A 21,942-nucleotide genomic window follows, 5' to 3' on the forward strand; every position below is an offset into this window, starting at 1 on the left:
AGGCCATCCCTGTCCCATATTACCATACACAGCCTGAAATCGCAACTGTGAGGCATTTATTGTTACTGTCAGTCCCTGGACATGATCATCAGAAGCTGCCCGCTTTCATACAGGATCTCTGCGGTTTCTTCCGAAATCTCATTGCTGACGGTCAGGCCACTGTCTTCTACTGTCAGATGATATCCGTTCAGCGGATACTTAAATCCCCTCAGAGTGAGGCCTGTCACATCACCTCCCACAGTAAAGAATGAAACATATTTTCCAAACTGCTCCTCTCTGTGCAGTATGGTTCCGCTTTCTGCAAGTGTGATATAATTCCACTGATCTGCGATCGCAATACGAACGCCCTGTTCCTTACCCATGGAAAGCAGTCCCAGATTCGCCAGCACATGATCCAGCCTTGTGCCGGTAGCTCCCAGGATCAGGATATCCTTTGCACCCTTGCGGATCATCTGGTTTACCGCAGACTGTGTATCCGAATCATCCTTCTCTGGCTTCAGCCTGATGATCTCCGGTCCCTTCAGGCTTTCCATATATTTTTGGCCTTCTTCGGAAAGACTGTCAAAATCCCCAATTGCAAGATCCGGAATAAATTCCCGGTTTTTCATAAACCATTCCATCCCCTTATCTGCAGCAACAAGAGTGATTTTCTCTCCTCGGCTTTCTTCTATTCTTTTTTTTAAAAAATCGAGGGCAAAACCATTCTGGATATTGCCCCCGCTGATTATTATTGTATCGATCATTTTCAGTCCAGCTCTTTTTTGATATTGTGGATTTTTTCTGTAATGTGTCTTACATTGGCTGCCACATCGCCCTTAAATACCCAGGAACCTGCGACCATGAGGTTTGCACCGGCACGCATAACCGTCTCCAGTGTATCATCATTGATACCACCATCTACCTGGATATCAACATCCAGCTCTTCTTCATCAATAAGCTCACGAAGCTCCTGGATCTTCTCTGTGCATTCGTCCATGTATTTCTGTCCGCCAAATCCTGGCTGAACAGTCATTATCAGCACCATATCCACATCTTCAAGAAGATGGCTGATGTCATTTACCGGTGTGGATGGCTTGATCGAAACTGCCGCCTTTACCCCTGCTGCCCTGATCTGCTCCAGTGTACGCTCCAGATCCTCACATGCCTCCGCATGTACAGTAATGGAATCTGCTCCGCATTCTACAAAATCGCGGATATATCTTTCCGGTTCTGTTACCATCAAATGTACGTCGAAAAACATGTTGGATTCTTTCCGGATCGATTTGATCACCGGCATTCCAAAAGAAATGCTGGGAACAAAATCTCCATCCATAACATCAATATGCAGATATTCAACGCCTTCCTTTTCCAGAATTTTGATCTGTTCTCCCAGTCTGTTAAAATCTGCTGATAAGATCGACGGGCACAATCGGTATTCCATGACTCAGTATCTCCTTTTCTCTTTTAATTCCTGGTGCAGCTCCAGATAATCTTCATATCGGAGTCTGCTGATCTCATTGTTCTCAAGGGCTTCCTTAACAGCGCAGCCCGGTTCATGTATGTGACGGCACCCCTGAAAGCGGCACTGTCCTTCATATCTTCGGAACTCCGGAAAGTAATCCTTCAGTTCCTGCTCCTCCATATTTTCAATATATAAGGAGGAAAATCCCGGTGTATCCACAAGGAATGTATCCTGTGCCACCGGTATGATCTGTGCATGGCGCGTAGTATGTTTTCCCCGTTTCAGCTTACGGCTGATCTCACCGGTTTCCATCTCCACTTCTTCCTGAAGGGAATTTGTAAGAGAAGATTTTCCCACGCCGGATGGGCCGGCAACCACAGTTGTCATGCCCTGAAGCACTTCTTCGATCTCGTCGAGTCCTTCTCTCTTCAGGGCACTTGACAGGATCACCTGATAGCCGCAGCTCTGGTATGTTTCATAGAGAAATTCCAGCTCTTCCGTTGTTGCCAGATCTTTTTTGTTAAAACAGATGACTGCCGGAACACCTTCCCTCTCCATCATAATGAGGAAACGATCCAGAAGCATGAAGTTCGGCTTCGGATTATCCATGGCAAATATCACCAGTGCCTGATCTACATTGGCCACAGCCGGACGGATCAGAGAATTCTTCCGCTTGTGGATCTCCGTCACACTTCCCTCCAGTTCCTTTTCATCCAGAACTGTAATGTCCACATTGTCACCTACCAGAGGCTTGAATTTATCCTTACGGAAAATTCCCTTGGCTCTGCATTCATATGTATTACCGTCTTCTGCATATACGTAGTAGAATCCGGCAATACCTTTGATTATCTTTCCCTGCATGATCACTCAGCTTTCTTGAATGTAACCGTGTAGGTTCCAAGCTGCTGATAATCCCCGTCTACCTCTTCATAGAGATAGATGGTTCCTGAGGTAACGCCCTCAGCACCTGAGATATCAAGCTGATACGGGAAGCTGATATTCTGTCCATCAATGATGGTGGATGCCTTAGGCTCACCGTTTACGTCCTGGATCAATTCCAGACGGATCGCGCCTCCATTGTAGCCGGACGGAGTATCCAGTGTCTGTGTACATTTCCAGCCTGTGTTTGCATTGACATCTGCTGTAGATGTAGTTGTGGATACTGTGCTGTCCGCAGATGCTGTGCTGTCTGTAGATGCTGTACTGTCTGTAGATGCTGTACTATCTGCAGATGCTGCGCTGTCTGTGGATGGAGCCTTGTCACCGGAGCTGATGGTAATGCTGATCGGCTGATCCGGGTCTGCTGCCGCATAGGCTTCCGGATCCTGTGCGATAACTGTACCTGCAGCTTCTGTACTCTGCTGTTCTGTTATCTGGATATCAATAAATTTCCCTAAAGTAGTAAGCGCATCATCCTTGGTCATTCCTACAACACTCGGAACCTCAGCATTATCGCCATAATCAACCCCTCGACTGACTGTCAGTGTTACAGAAGAGCTTGCCTGCACAGAAGTACCTGCTGCCGGTTCGACATTGTAAACATATCCCGGATCTACCAGCGCATATCCGTTGTCATCTGTGTCGCTGTATTCTTTCTGGACATTTACCTGAAGTCCAAGATCTTCCAGAGTCTGCTGTGCATCGATTCCTGTACGTCCATCCAGATCTGGGATCGTAACCTGTGCTGTTCCGGTGCTTACCCAGTATTTCACAGTTGTATTGGCTTCAACCTGTGTTCCCGCAGCTGTCTCCTGACGGGAGATCCTGCCTTTTTCCTGATCGGATGCCTCCTCACCGGCCATCTGGACACCCAGATGCGCATCGTTTGCAAGTGTTTTAGCCTCTTCCTCTGTCTTGCCTACAAGATCAGGAACAGTTGCCAGACCGTCAGCTGCTGATTCCTGCTTCGCTTCTGCCTTGCTGCTGTCTGCAGCTCCGCTGCTGCCGGTTCCAAACAGTCCTGCGGCACGTCCAAGCACTACCACAAGAACGATCAGAAGGACTGCACCTCCGATCAGTGCCGCAATCGTCAGGCCTCTTCCGGAACCATGATGCTTCTTTTTCTTTCCGGATCTATGCTCGGATCTCGGTCTGTATTCTTCCTCTGCATCATCGTAATCGTTATCGTCGTATTTTTCTTCCTCAAGTGCGGTGATCTCCGGTTTTGTGATCTGCTTCGGTGTATGTTTGATCTCACCAAGCTCTTCTTCTGAGATCACAACCGTCTTGGCATCGTTGTCAACTGTAGTAAGCTTTACAAAATCACCCTGGGGATCGATCAGAGAATGCTTCAGATCTGCGATCACATCCTCCATACGGCTGTAACGACGATCTACACTTTTCTGTGTACATTTCAGAATGATCTGCTCCAGACTGTACGGAAGGTCCGGTGTATAAACACTTGGCGGAACCATCTCTTCCTGCAGATGCTTGATAGCGATCGCCACAGTGGTATCTCCGTCAAAAGGAACTCTTCCTGTGACCATCTCATACAGTGTGATTCCAAGAGAATAGATATCGCTCTTCTCATCGCTGTATCCGCCTCTCACCTGCTCAGGTGAGCTGTAATGTACAGATCCCATTACATTGGAGCTGATCGTATTGGAAGATGCAGCTCTGGCAATTCCAAAGTCTGTCACCTTTACTTTACCATCTGTGGAGATAATGATATTCTGGGGTTTCACATCTCTGTGAACGATACCATGGCTGTGTGCCGCCTCCAGACCCATAGAAACCTGGATTGCGATACTTGTAGCCTCTTTAATGGAAAGCTTTCCCTTCTTGGAGATGTATTCCTTCAGAGTGATACCCTCGATCAGTTCCATAACAATGTAATAAACACCGCCGTCATCTCCTACGTCAAATACATTGACGATATTCGGATGTGTAAGACCAGCTGCCGCCTGGGCCTCACTTCTGAATTTCTTTATAAACGTGGTGTCTTCCCGAAACTCCGGTTTCAGGACCTTCACTGCAACAAAACGGTTCAGCTTATGGTCCATAGCCTTATAGACATCTGCCATTCCGCCAGTTCCGATTTTTCCTACGATCTCATAGCGCTCGGCTATGATCATTCCCGTCTTCAACATGCTTCCACCTCATTCGTGAATGGCTCTACCAGTACGACTGCAATATTATCCTTACCACCATTCTGATTTGCTTCCCGAAGGAGCGCACTGCCCTTCTGATCAATATCTGCTTCCGGATCGGATATGATCTCCTGGATCTTCTCATCTTCAACCATATTGCTGAGACCGTCTGAACACATCAGGATCGTACATCCTTTTTCAAGTTTCAGATCAAAGAAATCCACATCCACCGTTTTCTCCGCGCCAAGTGCCCTTGTAATGATGTTCTTATCCGGATGATTCCGTGCTTCCGCTTCGCTGATCTCGCCCATTCTCACCATTTCCTGTACCAGGGAATGATCTCTGGTGACCTGGCGGATCCCGTCCTGGATCACATATAAACGGCTGTCACCCACATTGGCTACATAGGCATACTGATCTACAATAGTCGCCACCACCATAGTGGTTCCCATGCCCCGGAGGTTTTCGTCTTCCTGCGCACGGTTTCTGATCTCCGTGTTCGCAGCTTCGATCGCATGACGAATAACCTTCACAGGATTGTAATCCGCATCTTCACGGATTTCATCCACAAGGATCCGTACTGCATGTGAGGATGCATAGTCACCGGCGTTATGTCCGCCCATTCCGTCCGCGACTGTGAAAAGATTAGGCAGATTTCCAACCGGACCTTCAGATGCAAACACGTAATCCTGATTCATCTTCCGCTTCTGCCCTACATCAGTAGCTGAGTATATCCTCATGTCACTTCTCGCTTTCTGTTTTTTCCATGTAACTTTTTCTTAGCTGTCCACAGGCACCGTCGATATCGCTGCCCATTTCCCTTCTAATAGTAACATTAATTCCGTATTTTTCAAGTTTTATTTTGAAATTCTCCACAGCCTGTCGAGTAGACCTCACATAGGAGCGTTCCTTGATGGGATTGACCGGAATCAGATTTACATGGCAATTGATGCCTTTTATACGGCCTGCCAGCTGTCTCGCATCTTCTTCACTGTCGTTGACGCCGGCTACAAGACTGTACTCAAAGGTGATCCTTCGGCCTGTTTTGTCAAAATAATTTCTGCAGGCATCCAGAACCTCATCCATGGAATACTTATTCGCGATCGGCATCAGTTCCTGTCGTTTTTCATCATTTGGAGCATGAAGGGAAAGTGCCAGAGTGATCTGAAGCTTTTCTTCAGCCAGATCATACATCTTCGGCACGATCCCACAGGTAGAAACCGTCACATTTCTCTGACTGATCCCAAGACCGTTTTCGTCGGTAAGGATCCGGACAAAACGGACAAGATTGTCATAATTATCCATCGGCTCACCGGTTCCCATCACAACTACATTGGCCACACGTTCGCCGGTATCTGCCTGGATACGGTAAATCTGATCCAGCATCTCGGACGGTTTCAGGCATCTGGTCAGTCCTCCGATGGTAGATGCACAGAATCTGCATCCCATACGGCAGCCCACCTGAGAAGAAATGCACACAGAATTTCCGTGGTGATACCGCATGAGAACACTCTCGATCACATTTCCATCTTCCAGCTGGAACAGATATTTTCTGGTTCCGTCAATTTTTGAGATCCTTACATCTGCCTGGGTCAGTGCTGTGATCGGATAAGCCGAAAGCTTTTCCCTGAGGCTTTTGGAAAGATTTGTCATTTCATCCCAGGAGGTAACCAGCTGCTGGTGAAGCCATGCATAGATCTGTTTCGCCCGGAAAGGCTTTTCACCGATCTTTGTCATGAATTCCTTCAATTCCTCCATGGTCATGGATTTTACATCTGTCATTTTCTGCTATTTCCTTCTGAATCTGGCAATAAAGAATCCATCTGTCTTATGTATTCCCGGCAGAAGCTGCAGATAGCCAAGCTTCGTGGATTTACAGTGCAGTTCCTCCGGAATATACGGATCCAGGCTTTCCAGCCGGTACGGATAATTCTTTAAAAACCATAATACATTTTCTTCGTTTTCTTCCCGGGCAATGGTACATGTGCTGAAGATCAGCGTTCCATCCGGTTTCACATACTTTGCAGCCTTATCCAGGATCATTCTCTGGAGCATTACGATCTCTTCCTGTTTCTGCGGAGTTGCCCGGTATTTGATTTCCGGTTTCTTGCCGATAACTCCATAACCGGAGCACGGTACATCCGCGATCACAATATCCGCAGCCTGTTCGGAATCCGGATCATATACCGTTGCATCCTGAACTCTGGATTCCACATTGATCACTCCGGTCCTGTGGATGTTTTCTTTGATAAGATCTGCCTTATACTGACTTACATCTCTGGCATCCACATTTCCGTAATCCCCCATTTTGTCTGCCGCATGGATGCTTTTTCCACCTGGTGCAGCGCACATGTCGATGATATGGTCACCTTTTTTCGGACTTGCAGCTTCCGCTACAAGCATAGAGCTTACATCCTGCACCAGGATCTTTCCCTGAAGGAAGGTCTCAAGTGTCAAAATATGATTGTAATCGGAAATCTTCAGTGCATAGGGAAGATAAGGAGCCTGTTCTACTGTCACTCCCTGAGACTTCAAACTGGTGACGATCTCTCTCAGAGACGCCTTATGAGTACGGCACCGTACTGTGATCGGTCTTTCTGTCAGAAAATCCTCCAGGATCTTCTCCGTAGTCTTCACTCCGTAGGCTGCTTTCCATTTTTCTACCAGATATTCCGGCATGGAATATTTCACAGAAAGATAACGGACTTCGTTTTCTTCCCTGGAAGGAAGCTCCAGATCACCGATCTCTCTTGCGATCGTACGGAGCACCCCGTTGACAAAGGGCTTTAGATTATAAAAGCCTTTTCGCTGTGCCAGCTTTACCGCTTCATTGCATACTGCACTGTCCGGAACACTGTCCATAAATTTCAGCTGATATACCGCACTTCTCAGGATCTCACGGATCTGCGGTTTCATCTTGTTTACAGAAACCTTGGAAAAAGAATCGATGACATAATCAATATAGATCCTGTATTCCAGGGTTCCCTCACATACTCTTGTAATAAAGCTACGTTCCTGTTTCGGAAGAAACTGATATTTGGAAAGCGCATTCCGGATCGCAATATGGCTGTGCTCACCCTCCTCCTCGATCTGTAACAGGATCTCAAGGATCAGTTCTCTGGTATTTACTCCGCTGCTAATCACGATCTCTACCTCCTGCAAGGATAATCAGTCTCAGAAGCTGCAGAATAGATGCCGCCAGAGCTGCTACATAGGTAAGCGCTGCCGCTGTAAGTACTTTTCTTGCACCCTTTTTTTCATCTGCACCTAAGATACCTGTACTTTCCAGCATTTTAAGCGCTCTGGAAGACGCATTGATCTCAACCGGAAGTGTCACCAGCTGAAACAGTACTGCCAGTGAAAACAAAACAATTCCCAGAGTTACCAGCGGATCAATGGAAAAGATCAGTCCTGCGATAAACAGCGGCCATGAAAGCTGGGAACCAATATTTGCGGCAGGTACAATGGCTGAACGGATATTCAGTGGTGCATAATTGATCGCATCCTGGATCGCATGGCCACATTCATGTGCTGCCACCCCCACAGCCGCCAGAGAATTTCTTCCATAAATATCTTCTGAAAGGGAAACCGTTTTCGTTCTCGGATCATAGTGATCCGTAAGACTTCCGCGGATCGGAACCACCTGTACGTCTGTGATCCCAGCCGCTCTCAGGATCCTCTGTGCAGCTTCCGCACCGGTGATACCTGAATGACTCCGGACCTTTTTATAGACTGCAAAGGTACTGCGCAGCTTCGCGGATGCCGCAAGAGAAAGAAGCATTCCGATCACGAGCAAAAGAATCGTGGGGTCCATTCCCCATCCGTAATAACCATATCCGTACATAACTCATCACTCCCTGGAATCTCTGAACATGTCTCCTGGTTTCAACTGATATCCCCGAAGGAACGCATCCGCTTCCATGCGTTTTTTGCCTTCCAGCTGCACTTCATGAAGCACGAGTACCTTCTGGCCGCATGCTACCTGGATTCCTCCTTTGTCAGCGGCTATCACAGTTCCCGGTGCTTCCTGTGCCTGTTTTTCCAGAACAGAGCTCTTCCAGACCTTCAATGTTTTTCCATTGATAAAGGTAAAAGCGCTTGGCCATGGATCAAGGCCTCTTACCAGACGCTCCAGTTCTTCCGCATTTTTGCTGAAATCCAGAAGCCCCATTTTTTTGGAGATCATGGCAGCATATGGTGTTGGACTCTCCTCCGGCTGTTTCTCGCGGGTTGCAGTTCCGTCAAAAATGGACGGTAAGGTCTGTACCAGAAGCTCTGCACCTGCCTGTGCGAGCTTATCAAACAAGCTTCCACCTGTCTCATCTTTGGCAAGCGGAACCACGATCCTGGAAATCATATCACCGGTATCCAGACCGGTTCCCATCTGCATAATGGTAACGCCGGATTCTTTTTCACCGTCGATCACCGCCTGCTGGATCGGTGCAGCTCCACGATATTTAGGAAGCAGAGACGCATGGATATTGATACATCCGAATCTCGGCATATCCAGGATGCTCTTTGGAATGATCTGCCCGAATGCCGCAACAATGATGATGTCCGGTGCAAGATTTTTCAGTTCTTCCACAAATTCAGGATCTCTTACCTTCACCGGCTGCAGTACTGGGATCCCGTGTTTCAGTGCTTCTTCTTTTACAGGAGTAGGCATCATAGTTTTGCCTCTGCCCTTCGGTTTGTCCGGCTGTGTGATCACAGCCTCCACTTCATATCCGTTCTCTGCCAGTGCTGCAAGAGGCGCCACCGCAAAGTCCGGAGTTCCCATATAAATAATCTTCATAGTATCCCGCCTTTAGTCTTCTTCATCATAAGTTACCTTGTGAAGTTCTCCCTCCACAAGTTCTGTATACATTTTTCCATCCAGATGGTCAATCTCATGACAGAACGCTCTTGCCAGAAGGCCCTCTCCCTCGTAGATCTGTTCGTCCATATTTACATCAAGTGCTTTTACCTTCACATAGTTCGGACGTGTTACCTGTCCTGCCATTCCCGGAACGCTCAGGCATCCCTCGTCACCGGTCTGCTCGCCGCTTGTCTCAAGGATCTCCGGATTGATCAGCACGATCGGGCCCTCACCTACATCGATGACAACGATACGTTTCAGGATTCCTACCTGTGGTGCAGCGAGGCCAACACCCATTGCATCATACATGGTATCCAGCATATCTGTGATCAGTTCCCCGATCCTCGGTGTCATTTTGTCTACTGTCCGGGATTTTTTTGTCAGTACAGAATCCCCCTGTACACGGATTGTTCTAAGTGCCATTTTTCTTCTCCTTTAATTCATATCAAATTGAATGTATATTTTCCGGAATCCGGAATTTATCTCTATATATTTCTCCAGCTTCTCTCTGACTGCGGTGAGAAAGCTGATATCTCTGTGCTTCAGATGGATCACCTGACGATAAACATCCTTTACCTTGCCTACCGATGCAGCTGCAGGTCCGATCATGTGAAGCTCTTCCTTCGGACTTACCCTGCGGATAAAAACTTCTATATAATACATGGCATTTTTCAGAAGCTCTTCATCCTGGCAGGCGCCAAAAACAGTCATCATATGGGCTGCTGGCGGATAATCCAGAAGCATCCGGTACCCCATTTCTTCTTTATAAAATTTCTCATAATCCTGAATAGCTGCAGCCTGGATACTGTAATGCTCCGGCTGATATGTCTGGATCACCGCCTGCCCCGGGCGGTTACCTCTGCCGGAACGTCCAACTGCCTGAGTCAGAAGCTGGAATGTACGCTCCCCGCAGTGATAGTCATCCATATTCAGTGAAAGATCTGCTGCGATCACTCCTACCAGGGTCACATCCGGAAAATCATGTCCCTTGACGATCATCTGGGTCCCCACCAGAATATCTGCCTCATGCTTTGCAAAAGAATCCAGGATCTTCTCATAGCTGTCCTTGGTCCTTGTGGTATCAAAATCCATTCGGAGTACCCTGGCTTTCGGGAATTCTTTTTCAATGACCTTCTCGATCTGCTGGGTTCCTGCCTTAAATCCACCAATGTGCGGTGAGTCACAGGATGGACAGATTTCCGGCTTCACAGTCTCATAGCCGCAGTAATGACAGATCAGACGATTGCCATTGTGTTCACTTAGAGACACATCACAGTGGGGACATTTCATAACGTGGCCGCAGGCTCTGCAGGAAACAAAGCCCGCATATCCTCTCCGGTTCAGAAACAGCATGGCCTGTTCCCTTCTTTCAAGGACCTGCTCCAGATCCCTTTTCAGCTCCAGACTCAGTACCGAGCGGTTCCCTTTCTTTAATTCTTCCCGAAGATCCACGATCGATACCTGCGGAAGCGGCCTTTCTTCATAACGTGCGTTTAACTTTACCAGAAGATATTCTCCGTCACAGGCATGACTGTAGGCTTCCAATGACGGAGTAGCTGATCCCATGACCACACGGGCATGTTCCATCCGTGCCCTCTCAATAGCGGTCTCACGGGCATGATATCTTGGCGTATTCTCACTTTTGTAGGTGGGTTCATGCTCTTCGTCGATAACGATCAGCCCCAGATCTGCAAATGGCGTGAACAATGCAGATCTGGGTCCTACCATCACCTGGATCTCACCACGTTTTGCTCTTTTGAACTGATCATAGCGTTCTCCCTGGGAAAGTCTGGAGTTCAGAACCGAAACCTTATCTCCGAACATGGCATAAAAGCGCCGGACTGTCTGATAGGTAAGTGCGATCTCAGGGATCAGCACGATCGCCTGTTTTCCCTCCTCCAGCACCTTCTGGATCAGTCGCATATAAACCTGCGTCTTTCCGCTTCCGGTCACTCCGAAAAGAAGCGCAGGTCTTGGATCCGGCTCCTGCCATTCCCGAAAGATCTGCTCTGCCGCCAGAAGCTGTTCCTGGTTCAGACTCAGCTCCATGTCCTCCTTCACCAGGCCGATTCCCTCGGGAATGCGATACATTTCCTGACTTTCAATAGTTATCAGACCTTTTTTTTCAAAAAAATCAAGAACGGAAATGCCGGCACCAAGCTCTTTGGAGGCATAGGTATAATCCAGGCTCCCGGCCTCCAGGATCGCCCGCAGGAACCGCTCACGTGCTTTAAAGCGGCTGCCTTCCAGCTCGCCTAAAAGTGCCTGCCCCTCTTCCTTTTTTCCTGTAAAAAAGATCAGCCTTTTCTCTTTTGCACGGACTTTGTCTTTCACAGGCAGAACTGTTTTCAGTGCCTGGATCATGGTGGAGCCATAGGTCTCCTTCATCCAGGCCGCAAGTGCGATCAGCCGGGATTCTGTTGTCTCACTGTCTGTGGACACACCCCGGATCTCCTTGAGCTTTGACGCATCATATTTTGCCGTTCCGGAGATCCCGGTCACATAGCCTTTCCGAAGGGTATTTCCCTTTCCGAAGGGCACTGTGACCACAACTCCGGGTTTTATTGCCTGTGCCAGTTCCTCAGGTACACGATACTGAAAATCCCGGTCCAGCTTCTCATGAGAAATATCAATGATCACATCTGCATAGATCATCCATTTACGCTTTCTGATCTTCTTCCAGGATCTCCCGGATCAGTACACGCTCATCCATGGGATATTTCTTTCCCTTGATCTCCTGGTAATCCTCATGGCCCTTTCCTGCAAGGACGATGATATCTCCCGGCTCACCATGATGGATCGCATAGGCGATCGCTTCTTTACGATCCGGGATCTCTACATATTTTCCGTCTGTTTTTGCCATTCCGATCTTGATATCATCGATGATGGCCTGCGGATCCTCATCTCGCGGATTATCTGAAGTGATGATGGTCAGATCTGCCATCTTTCCGGAAACCTCACCCATCTCATAACGGCGCAGCTTGGAACGGTTTCCGCCACAGCCAAACAGGCATACCAGTCTGTGCGGATCATATTCCTTCAGTGTTCCGAGAAGGCTCTCCAGCGCCATCGCATTATGTGCGTAATCGATCATCAGTGTAAATTCGTCAGATACCTTGATCATCTCAATACGGCCTTTGACTTTGGCTACCTTCAGAGCTTTGATGATATTCTCCTCAGATACCTTAAAATGACGGCAGATGGCAATGGCTGTCAGAGAATTGTAAATGCTGAATTTACCCGGAATATCGATCTCCACCGGAAAATCCATAAGCCCCTTCACATGGTAGGAAATTCCCAGATAGCCCTTTCTTCCAACGAGTCTGGCGTCCTCTGCACGGAGATCTGCTTTTTCGGAAAATCCATAGGTTTCAAGTTTACAGGTGTGGCCTTCGATAATGCGGTCAAAGTGTTCATCGTCACGATTTACGATACCAACCTTACACTGTTTGAGAAGCATGGATTTGCAGTGCAGATAATCATCAAAGTCCTTGTGCTCATTCGGTCCGATATGATCTGGTTCAATATTTGTGAAAATTCCAAAATCAAACACAAATCCCTGTGTCCTGTGAAGCATCAGTCCCTGTGAGGAAACCTCCATAACGACCGCATCGCAGCCTGCTTCTACCATATCATGAAAATATTTCTGTACCATATAGGATTCCGGTGTCGTGTTGGCTGCCGGGATATGCTTCTCCCCGATAACAGCCTCGATGGTTCCGATCAGACCAACCTTATATCCGGCATTCTCAAGGATCGATTTCACCATATAGGTTGTAGTTGTTTTTCCTTTGGTTCCGGTGATACCGATGGTTTTGAGCTTTTCTGCCGGATGTCCGAACCATGCTGCTGAAATAAAGGCCATGGCGTAACGGGTATCCTCTACCTGGATCACTGTCACATCCTCCGGTGCCTCCACCGCTTCTTCCACGATGAGTGTCTTCGCACCCTTTGCCACAACATCAGGTATAAATTTATGTCCATCCACGACCGCACCTCTGATGCAGATAAAAAGGCTCCCTTCTTCTACTTTGCGGGAATCATATACAACAGAAGAAACCTCCTGCTCTGTACTTCCCTGAAGGCATTTGTATTCAAGATGTTCCAATAAGGATAAAAGATTCATTTTTCTCCTCCATCTTCCCTTTTTCCGGTCTGACGGCAGCACACCGAAGGCGGGAAATATACTGTTCTTATTTTCTGTACATACCATATAGAATAGCACACCTCCCCCCTGTTTTCAACGTTTCTTTGAGGTACGGCCGCCTTGTAAAATATCAGCTTGTTACTGTTCACTCCGTTCTCAGTAACATCAGCTTTTTCCATAAATATCCGCATATTTTTTCCGGAGCCAGATGCCGCCCAGCACAGTCACCAAAGCTGTCACTGCCAGAAGCGTCCACAAATCCCTCCTGGTATCATCTCCGGTCTTCGGATGTGTGGACGCAGTTCTTGCCATCTGTATCTGACCGGAAGCCGGACCCTGGTCATCTCCCTGCAAAGGCAGCCCTTCTTCCGGCGTAATAGCCACCTCTCCTTTTACCATGACAGAAGCGGAGGCCTCCATCAATCGCTCTCCGGTTTCCTGGCTTGTGACCGTCACCTGGTTAAAAAGCTTCTGATCCGCTGTTTTTCCCGGGATCTTCACCACAGCCTGAAGAGAAACTGCCTCTCCCGGCGGGATCTGTTGGATCATTGCCTTTGTACGGCTGCTGTTGAGCGTTACACCTTCCTGCTCCAGAAACTGTGCATGGATCCCTGCTGCCTGAAAGCGCTCCGTTCCCATAACCGAATGAAGCGTTTTTTCACCGGTATTCACGATACATATCTGATAGGTCACAGTCTCACCCGGTGCAGCGGTTTCTTTGTCTGCAGTTTTCTTTACAGAAAGATCCGCCTTCAGTGCCTCCAGACCATTTATAGTGGAAGCGTTCTTCCGGATCACCTCCTCCACTCTGTCCTTCACCCTGGCCTCTGCTTCCACCTGGTGCTCCAGATCTTTTTCCTGTTCATCCAGAAGCGGCGCCTGTACATAAAAGCTCCTGCTCTCTCCGGCTTTTAATTCTGCAAATTCCGCCACAGCCCCTTCTGTTAGAAGTCCTTCTGCATCTTCCCACAGCTGCCGGATCTTAGGGCAGGAAAAGCTGCTGGTCAGACGGATATCTGCAAGATCCAGCTTTCCGGTATTGGCTATCTCCACCTGATAACGGATGGTCTGCCCTGCTTTCATTTTTTCATTCTGTGCAATTACCGACAATTCCATATCAGCCTCAGCAGCCTCCACGTCCAGCATAGGCGAGATTCCCTCTGCGATCACCAGCTCTTCCCCGTTTTCTTCTGTCATGAGAAAGGTTCCCGCACCGGTACAGTCCTTCTGAAGCGGTTCCTCCTGAGTCACAGGATAACTGCTTTTCTCTGCCGGAAAACGGTATTCCTGCCGCAGGATCAGCGGGATACGGAAAAAAATCTCATCCTGCCCGTTCTTCTCCACGTTCAGCACGCTTTCCAGCTTTGTGATCTCTGTAGCTTCACCGCTCTGGCTCCTTACAGAAATCTGCTGTGCAGCCATATTTTTCGGGACAGAATCCGTTTCCGGAACAAAATACTCCGAAATATACGTGACCAGCGTCAGCTTTTGCGTCTCCTCAGACTCACCTTCCTCTTCATTCCCTACATTTTCCCCTCCGGTCGACGTTCCTTCCGGTGTGAGCGGACCCGTTTTCTCCTGCTCTTCATCCTCCGGCTGTACTGTTTCCCCGGATGCCAGCTGCTCCACGTGCTCATATGCTTCCTCCATTTCTATTCCGATTCCTTCCACAACCTTATCCACCGGCAATTCCTGTTCTGCCTTCTCTTCCTGCTGCAAGTCATCCTCCGGCAGCTCCTGCTCTGGCTCCTTTTCCTGCTGCCAATCATCTTCCGGCAGCTCCTGCTCTATCTCTTCTTCCTGCTCCACCGATGGATCTTCAATCTTCTGAAGTTCATCGTCCCACTTCTCATTTTTCTCCTTATCCTCCGAAAACCTTCTCCCGGACAGCCATTCATTCAAGCCGCGAATCCGGATTCCAAGCTCCGCCTGTCCGGATTCTATGTCTTTCCAGAACACACTCTGATCGATAAACGGTGCCTGGCCCGGCAAAAAATCTGCTCCCAGAGTCAGCTCCGGTTCTATTGTTCCTCCCAGCATGGCTCCTGCCAGCACTGTCACAATTCCGACTTTCTTCATCTGTTTCCATATTCTGTTTTTCATGGCTCTTCCTCATTTCTGCCTGATCTGGCATTTCTTATACACATGTTTTTTTTACAGAAACTTACTTTTCCACAGACAAAGGCATCCCTCCCCGGCAAATGGTGCATGATCAATATTTTTTTCGATAAAATAAAATGGATTTCTGCATCGAAACGATGCGTGAACAGATCCCGCAGAATGCAGGATCAAGACTTTTTCAATGTATCACATTTTCAGACCATGCGCAACCGGATATAAAAATTATAAAGTTTGTTTAAACTTTCTTTATAAATTTTCCATTTCTTTTAGATTAACGACATATTTTAAACATATTTTCTCTATATAATAGGTGTTGGATAGATGAAAAACCACTCTCTATCTCCCCCCTCAAAAAATAGTAGGAATCAAACCGTCTGACTGGATCAGGCGGTTTTTCCTGTCTCGGAAAACACTCGATTTTCTATTGCATTTCCCACATAGGTCTTTTATAATAAAATATAATACTCGTGCATCGTTTTCGATGTACTCGTTACTGAATACAGTAACTGATTTCATTCCAATTTTTAAGAGAAACGAGGTATTTCCTATGAGCGAAAAAACCGTAGTAGTTGCATTAGGCCACCGGGCACTTGGCACCACACTTCCAGAGCAAAAAACAGCTACAAAACTCGCAGCGAAGGTAATCGCAGATCTGGTAGAGGAGGGAACCCGCGTAGTGATCTCCCACAGCAACGGTCCGCAGGTAGGGATGATCCACACCGCAATGAATGAATTCGGTAAGGCACATCCTGATTATACATTTGCACCAATGTCCGTATGTTCCGCCATGAGCCAGGGTTATATCGGCTATGACCTTCAGAACGCCATCCGTGCTGAGCTTATCTCCAGAGGGATCTACAAACCGGTCAGCACAGTTCTGACACAGGTTGTCATCGATCCATACGATGAAGCATTTGCAGAGCCGGAGAAGATCATTGGACGTGTTCTTAACGCAGAAGAGGCCGAAGCTGAAGAAGAAAAAGGAAACTTTGTCACAAAGGTGGGCGAGGGCCAGTACAGACGTATCCTTGCAGCACCGAAGCCACAGAAGATCGTAGAGATTGAAACCGTAAAGGTCCTCTCTGCAGCAGAGCAGATCGTCATTGCCGCAGGCGGTGGCGGAATCCCGGTTCTTGAGCAGGGAACTCAGCTGAATGGTGCCAGCGCCATCATCGAGAAAGACCTGGCAGCAGGACTTCTTGCAGAAGAACTGAACGCTGACACTCTGATGATCCTTACAAGCGTCGAGAAAGTAAGCCTTGACCATAATACGGATCACGAATCTTATCTGGATACTATTTCCACAGAAGATGCCAAGAAATATATTGCCGGCAAACAGTTTGCGGCAGGCTCCATGCTTCCTAAGATCGAAGCAGGTGTTTCCTTCGTGGAGAAGGGAACCGGACGCCGTACCATCATCACAGACATGGCCCATGCAAAAGACGGCTACCGTGAGAAGACCGGAACTATCATTAAATGATCATTTTACAGACTCAGAATACAAAGTGAACTATAAAACTTCACTTTACATAAAAATATCCCGCAGACAGCTGCTGGTCTTACCGGCAGCTCTGCGGGATATTTTTTATACTGTCTGGCCCCACATCCGATCACTGTTCCACAGTTGATCGGGCAGCCAGTATTTACATAGATTTTCGCTCAGCGATCTCAGCCATCTTCGCCTCATTCAGGCGGGTATCTCCATGGACACGGCTGTAGGAAAGATATCCGTTCATACGGTCGATCTTGGTCAGGTTTCTGGAACCGCAGACAGGGCATACATCCATCTCCAGTTCCTCATGACCACAATCGTCACAGTATGCAAGAGAAAGGTTCACTCCCTCATAATATCCCAGATCCATGGCTCTGCGGATCAGTGTACGGATAGCTTCCTTATTGTAGCCGATCGGATAACGTACATACTGAATCTTACCTCCATTGCAGAGTTCCCAGAAACGTCCCTCCAGATCCTGTTTCTCGATTGGAGTTACATCCTCTGTTACATGGCAGTGGAAGCTGTTGCTCACATATGGTCTGTCAGAAACGCCCTCAATGATTCCATACATCTTACGGAACTGCTCTACCTGCAGGCCACAAAGACTCTCTGCCGGTGTTCCGTAGATCGCATAAAGATAACCATCTTCCTTCTTGTACTGATTTACCTTGTCATTGATATATTTCAGAACCTCCAGAGCAAACGCCCCATCCTCGGCAATGGATTTGCCATTGTAAAGTTCCTGAAGCTCATTTAACGCTGTGATACCGAAGGAAGCTGTCATAGGCTTCAGGATCTTGCCAATCTTTTCATTCGGTTTCAGATGTCCGCCGTAGAAACCGCCTTCACAGTATGCAAGCGGGTTGGTGGATGCACGCATCTGTCCCAGATATTCGTAAGTGCGAATGTGCAGGTTACGGATCATTTCCAGATAGAAATCCAGAACCTCATAAAAATCTCTGCTCTCCGCTCTGGCCTTTGCAAGGATCATCGGAAGATGAAGGCTTACCGCACCAATGTTAAAACGTCCCACAAAAACAGGCGTATCATTCTCATCCGCCGGCTCCATACCGCCACGCTCATACCACGGACTTAAGAAAGCACGGCATCCCATCGGGCTGATGACCTTCTTGTATTTCCTGTACATACTGGAAATATAGCCTGCGCCGGACATAGACAGCCAGTCCGGATACATGGTTTTGGAGGAACACTCCACACCAGCCTCAAAAATATCCTCACAGCACTTTCCGGGACCATGGATCTCTTTGTCATAAAGGAATACGATCTTCGGGAAAAGTACCGGTTTCTTGTGTCCGGCCTTACCCTGTCCTCCCTGATGGACCTCAAGAAGGGAAATCGTACACATCTTCTCAAACTGCTCGGTTCCGAGACCAAGTGTCACCGTAACAAACGGATAATCACCTCTGGAAGAACCGACGGTATTCAACTTATACTCAATTCCCTGCCAGCCCTGGTCATAATCCCTGCGGACCTTATCAAGAGCATACTCAATAGCTCTCTCCTCACGGCCACTCCAGCTCTCATCCGAGTATTTCATAAATTCGGAAATATATTTATCATAGCTCTTCTTTGCATACGGTGCCAGGATCTTATCAACCTCCGGCACTGTAAAGCCACCATACTGCTGTGCTGCTGTACTGAGAATGATATCCCCCATAACATCAAAGGCTGTATCCAGAGTCTTCGGCTCGTTATACCAGACATTGCCCATCTCAAAACCGCCACTTAAAACAGCTGCCACATCGAACAGACAGCAATTCATGGTATCCAGACGTGCAGACTGGTCATGAATATAAATGTAGCCGTCCTTACATGCCTGAAGCTCATTACGGTTCATAAAAAACTTCCGATAGAGTTCCTTGTTCAGCTCATTAAAGATCAGGCTTCGTTTCGTGGCAACAAGGGTGCTGTCTGTATTGGCATTACTTTTATCACCGATATAACGGATCGCCTGACTCTTGGTATAGACATCATCCATCATATGGATAAAATCCAGCTTGTAATTCCGATAATCACGGTAGCTCTTGGCAACTGCCGGATTCACACGCTCCAGAGCCCCCTCCACGATGTTGTGCATCTCCTGGATCTCGATCTCATTCTTTCCAAGGGAATCCGCATGCTCCTGGGCAAAACGGCAGATAAAATCCTTCTCCTCGTCTGAAAAAGTATAAAGAATACGCTCTGCGGATTTGTTCACGGCAGCCACGATCTTCTGCGGATTAAACTCCTCTCTTGTCCCGTCTTTCTTGATCACATATAACATTGCTCATCCCTCCCTGCGCTATATATAAGTCGCTATGCAAAATACTATATATAGTACCTATATCCTCTATATATTGTTTTTCATCTATATGTTGTGCTAGGCATGAGTATAACACAGCTGAGGAGAAAAGAAAAGGGATATTTCTGTATACACGAAAATACAGACACTTAGCACTGCCTGATCTCACTGCAGAAATATTCTCACAAATTCGTTCCGATCCAGTCTGCAAGAAAATCCCATAATTTCGGAAGCAGAATGGCCAGTGTCACTATAAACCATATGATCCAGCCTGCCCCGCTGCTTTTCTGATCTTTTTTTTGCTGTTTTTTTCCCTGATCTAAAACTTCTGCACGATTTCTGCCCACCGTTGTTTTATTCCTGGTATTAACTGCCGCTGCAGTCTTACGTCCGGCTGCTGCACCTGTATTCCGGCTTCCGGTTAGATTCCGATTCAAATCGGTATTGCGGCTTGCATTCGTATTCCGGTTTATGTTTGTATTCCGGTTCGCGTTCGTATTCCGGTTTACGTTTCCGTTATGTTGTGTTGTTTGATCAGCATCCTGTCCATACTGCCGCATCATATCCCGCACTTTGGCGGAAGCATGTTTATAATGTATCTCCCGGGGCTCATTCAGATGATATAACACCTCATCATTTCTGTAAGGCATCCCACATAATGAACACCTGCCATTTACAACCTTACCCCCACAAACCTGACATCTTTGACCTGCCATAAGCTCCCTCCATTCTATCCGTCAAAACGGATATTTATATTTCCATCGTAAACATAAGCATTCTTTTTTCAGTATATCACACCAGGCATTTAATACCCAGTATTTTTCTACGATACCCCAAAAGACTTCCCCTCTCATTATATTGCCACTCCACCCATTTTCTGCTATAATACCCCACAGAGCAATAAGCCTAAAAATCATCAGGAGGAGCCGATAATGAATACAATCACAATCCCCGCAACCTATCATGCAGACCTGAACCTCCATGACACACAGATTGCGATCAAAACAGTAAAAGATTTCTTCCAGCAGACACTCTCACAGAAGCTGAACCTTCTTCGAGTATCCGCTCCAACATTTGTAGCACCGGAATCCGGCCTTAATGACAACCTTAATGGTGTAGAGCGTCCGGTAAGCTTTGATATCAAGGCTATCGAAGGAAGCAACGCCGAAATCGTACACTCCCTTGCCAAATGGAAACGCTACGCACTGAAAAAATACGGATTTTCTCACGGAGAAGGTCTTTACACAGATATGGTAGCCATCCGCCGGGATGAAGATCTGGACAATATCCACTCTGTTTACGTAGACCAGTGGGACTGGGAAAAGATCATCTCCAAAGAAGAACGTTCCATTGAGACTCTCAAGGAAACCGTACGCACCATTTACAGTGTCCTTCGTAAAACCGAAAAATACATGGCTGTACAGTATGACTACATCGAGGAGATCCTTCCGAAGGATATCTTCTTTATCACAACTCAGGAGCTTCTTGACATGTATCCGGACTGCACACCGAAGGAACGTGAATATCGGATCACCCGTGAAAAGGGTGCCGTATTCCTTATGAAGGTCGGAAAAATGCTCACAAACGGCGAGCGTCACGACGGACGTGCCCCGGACTATGATGACTGGGAACTGAACGGTGATATCCTCGTATACTATCCGGTACTTGACATTGCCCTTGAGCTTTCCTCAATGGGAATCCGTGTTGACGAGGACGCACTTGACCGCCAGCTTACCGAAGCAGGCTGTGATGACCGAAGAGAGCTTCCATTCCAGAAGGCCATCCTGAACAAAGAGCTTCCGTACACCATCGGTGGTGGTATCGGACAGTCCAGGATCTGTATGTTCTTCCTTCGTAAAGTACACATCGGAGAAGTACATGTCTCTCTCTGGCCGAAGGAGATCACAGATGCTGCAGAGACACACGGACTTCAGCTTCTCTAAAACAGCCTACAGATTTATTTATAATTTTCGCGGAAATGAGGTAATAACGTGAACATTCTGTTTTTTCTGATTCCCAAAAGCGAAGTAGCCTACATCTTTGAGGATGAAACTCTTCGCCAGACCCTCGAAAAAATGGAGCACCGCAAGTACTCCTGCATTCCTATCCTCACCATGGACGGCAAATATCTCGGCACCATCTCAGAGGGAGATCTCCTCTGGGGCATGCGCCGTGCAGATATCCACGACATCAAGGAAACAGAGGGAATCCCAATCATGGCGATTCCACGCCGTGCCACCTACAAACCGGTCCATGCAGATTCCAATATGGAAGATCTCCTGGATCGCGCCATTAATCAGAACTTCGTACCGGTGGTAGATGACCAGGGCTCCTTCATCGGAATCATAACCAGAAAATCTATCATCAAATACTGTTACAACGAAATAAAAGCCGCACAAAAAACTGCCGGTGAAGAAATCCACTGAGCAGCGGAAAGAAAAAGGATGGCTTCCGTTCCTGCACAGGTAGGAATCGGAAGCCATCCTTTT

Annotated in this window: 19 protein-coding genes; 3 read left to right on the forward strand and 16 right to left on the reverse strand. The window is 47.5% G+C overall.

Annotated elements, in window-relative coordinates:
• Window positions 1–68: 68 nt before the first annotated feature.
• From NE671_RS07465 to NE671_RS07530, 14 genes are read right to left on the reverse strand one after another with little or no spacing between them, the layout of a single operon-like run.
• Window positions 69–743 carry a thiamine diphosphokinase gene (locus NE671_RS07465; protein WP_021651620.1) on the reverse strand — a complete coding sequence of 225 codons (675 nt, stop codon included), beginning with the start codon at window positions 741–743 and terminating at the stop codon, window positions 69–71.
• Window positions 744–745: 2 nt separating this feature from the next.
• Window positions 746–1,420, reverse strand: coding sequence for a ribulose-phosphate 3-epimerase (rpe, locus tag NE671_RS07470; protein WP_015526113.1), 675 nt, complete (start codon window positions 1,418–1,420; stop codon window positions 746–748).
• A gap of 3 nt (window positions 1,421–1,423) precedes the next feature.
• The gene (gene rsgA, locus NE671_RS07475) at window positions 1,424–2,302 is read right to left on the reverse strand and encodes a ribosome small subunit-dependent GTPase A (protein ID WP_173740615.1); all 879 of its coding nucleotides are present in this window, start codon (window positions 2,300–2,302) and stop codon (window positions 1,424–1,426) included.
• A gap of 2 nt (window positions 2,303–2,304) precedes the next feature.
• Window positions 2,305–4,530 carry a Stk1 family PASTA domain-containing Ser/Thr kinase gene (gene pknB, locus NE671_RS07480; RefSeq protein WP_173733432.1) on the reverse strand — a complete coding sequence of 742 codons (2,226 nt, stop codon included), beginning with the start codon at window positions 4,528–4,530 and terminating at the stop codon, window positions 2,305–2,307.
• Window positions 4,524–5,270, reverse strand: a complete 747-nt coding sequence (locus tag NE671_RS07485; RefSeq protein ID WP_021651617.1) for a Stp1/IreP family PP2C-type Ser/Thr phosphatase — start codon at window positions 5,268–5,270, stop codon at window positions 4,524–4,526. Before NE671_RS07485 ends, pknB begins: the two co-directional genes overlap by 7 nt.
• Window position 5,271: 1 nt before the next feature.
• Window positions 5,272–6,312, reverse strand: coding sequence for a 23S rRNA (adenine(2503)-C(2))-methyltransferase RlmN (gene rlmN, locus NE671_RS07490; protein WP_015526117.1), 1,041 nt, complete (start codon window positions 6,310–6,312; stop codon window positions 5,272–5,274).
• Between the two features lie 6 nt (window positions 6,313–6,318).
• A complete protein-coding gene (gene rsmB, locus NE671_RS07495) occupies window positions 6,319–7,671 on the reverse strand; it encodes a 16S rRNA (cytosine(967)-C(5))-methyltransferase RsmB (RefSeq protein WP_173740637.1) in 1,353 nt (450 codons plus the stop codon).
• On the reverse strand, window positions 7,667–8,374 hold the full coding sequence (locus tag NE671_RS07500) for a zinc metallopeptidase (protein WP_015526118.1): 708 nt from the start codon (window positions 8,372–8,374) through the stop codon (window positions 7,667–7,669). The genes rsmB and NE671_RS07500 overlap by 5 nt, the downstream gene beginning before the upstream one ends.
• Before the next feature lie 6 nt (window positions 8,375–8,380).
• The gene (gene fmt / locus NE671_RS07505; RefSeq protein WP_118623414.1) at window positions 8,381–9,325 is read right to left on the reverse strand and encodes a methionyl-tRNA formyltransferase; all 945 of its coding nucleotides are present in this window, start codon (window positions 9,323–9,325) and stop codon (window positions 8,381–8,383) included.
• A gap of 12 nt (window positions 9,326–9,337) precedes the next feature.
• Window positions 9,338–9,811, reverse strand: a complete 474-nt coding sequence (gene def, locus NE671_RS07510) for a peptide deformylase (protein ID WP_022426881.1) — start codon at window positions 9,809–9,811, stop codon at window positions 9,338–9,340.
• A gap of 12 nt (window positions 9,812–9,823) precedes the next feature.
• Complete coding sequence (gene priA, locus NE671_RS07515) at window positions 9,824–12,043, reverse strand: replication restart helicase PriA (RefSeq protein WP_256163827.1); 2,220 nt, start codon at window positions 12,041–12,043, stop codon at window positions 9,824–9,826.
• Between the two features lie 4 nt (window positions 12,044–12,047).
• Window positions 12,048–13,514: a UDP-N-acetylmuramoyl-L-alanyl-D-glutamate--2,6-diaminopimelate ligase gene (locus NE671_RS07520; RefSeq protein WP_256163828.1), complete on the reverse strand. Its 1,467-nt coding sequence runs from the start codon at window positions 13,512–13,514 to the stop codon at window positions 12,048–12,050.
• Window positions 13,511–13,714, reverse strand: a complete 204-nt coding sequence (locus tag NE671_RS07525) for a hypothetical protein (RefSeq protein WP_256163829.1) — start codon at window positions 13,712–13,714, stop codon at window positions 13,511–13,513. Before NE671_RS07525 ends, NE671_RS07520 begins: the two co-directional genes overlap by 4 nt.
• Complete coding sequence (locus NE671_RS07530; protein ID WP_215638563.1) at window positions 13,701–15,638, reverse strand: DUF11 domain-containing protein; 1,938 nt, start codon at window positions 15,636–15,638, stop codon at window positions 13,701–13,703. The genes NE671_RS07525 and NE671_RS07530 overlap by 14 nt, the downstream gene beginning before the upstream one ends.
• A 565-nt stretch (window positions 15,639–16,203) precedes the next feature.
• Between NE671_RS07530 and arcC the strand changes: the two genes are divergently transcribed.
• A complete protein-coding gene (arcC, locus tag NE671_RS07535) occupies window positions 16,204–17,136 on the forward strand; it encodes a carbamate kinase (RefSeq protein WP_015526125.1) in 933 nt (310 codons plus the stop codon).
• Between the two features lie 163 nt (window positions 17,137–17,299).
• Here arcC and nrdD read toward each other — a convergent pair whose 3' ends face one another.
• Window positions 17,300–19,435 carry an anaerobic ribonucleoside-triphosphate reductase gene (gene nrdD, locus NE671_RS07540; RefSeq protein ID WP_256163830.1) on the reverse strand — a complete coding sequence of 712 codons (2,136 nt, stop codon included), beginning with the start codon at window positions 19,433–19,435 and terminating at the stop codon, window positions 17,300–17,302.
• A gap of 200 nt (window positions 19,436–19,635) precedes the next feature.
• Window positions 19,636–20,169: a hypothetical protein gene (locus NE671_RS07545; protein ID WP_195274327.1), complete on the reverse strand. Its 534-nt coding sequence runs from the start codon at window positions 20,167–20,169 to the stop codon at window positions 19,636–19,638.
• Between the two features lie 216 nt (window positions 20,170–20,385).
• On the opposite strand from NE671_RS07545, the gene asnA reads away from it, so the two are divergent.
• Together asnA and NE671_RS07555 are read left to right on the forward strand one after the other, a co-directional pair.
• On the forward strand, window positions 20,386–21,396 hold the full coding sequence (asnA, locus tag NE671_RS07550; RefSeq protein WP_256163831.1) for an aspartate--ammonia ligase: 1,011 nt from the start codon (window positions 20,386–20,388) through the stop codon (window positions 21,394–21,396).
• A 48-nt stretch (window positions 21,397–21,444) separates the two neighbouring features.
• A complete protein-coding gene (locus NE671_RS07555; RefSeq protein WP_021651604.1) occupies window positions 21,445–21,879 on the forward strand; it encodes a CBS domain-containing protein in 435 nt (144 codons plus the stop codon).
• Window positions 21,880–21,942 lie beyond the last annotated feature (63 nt).

Origin of the sequence: Blautia sp. DFI.9.10, assembly GCF_024461705.1 — a bacterium.
Taxonomy (GTDB): Bacteria; Bacillota; Clostridia; order Lachnospirales; family Lachnospiraceae; genus Blautia_A; species Blautia_A fusiformis.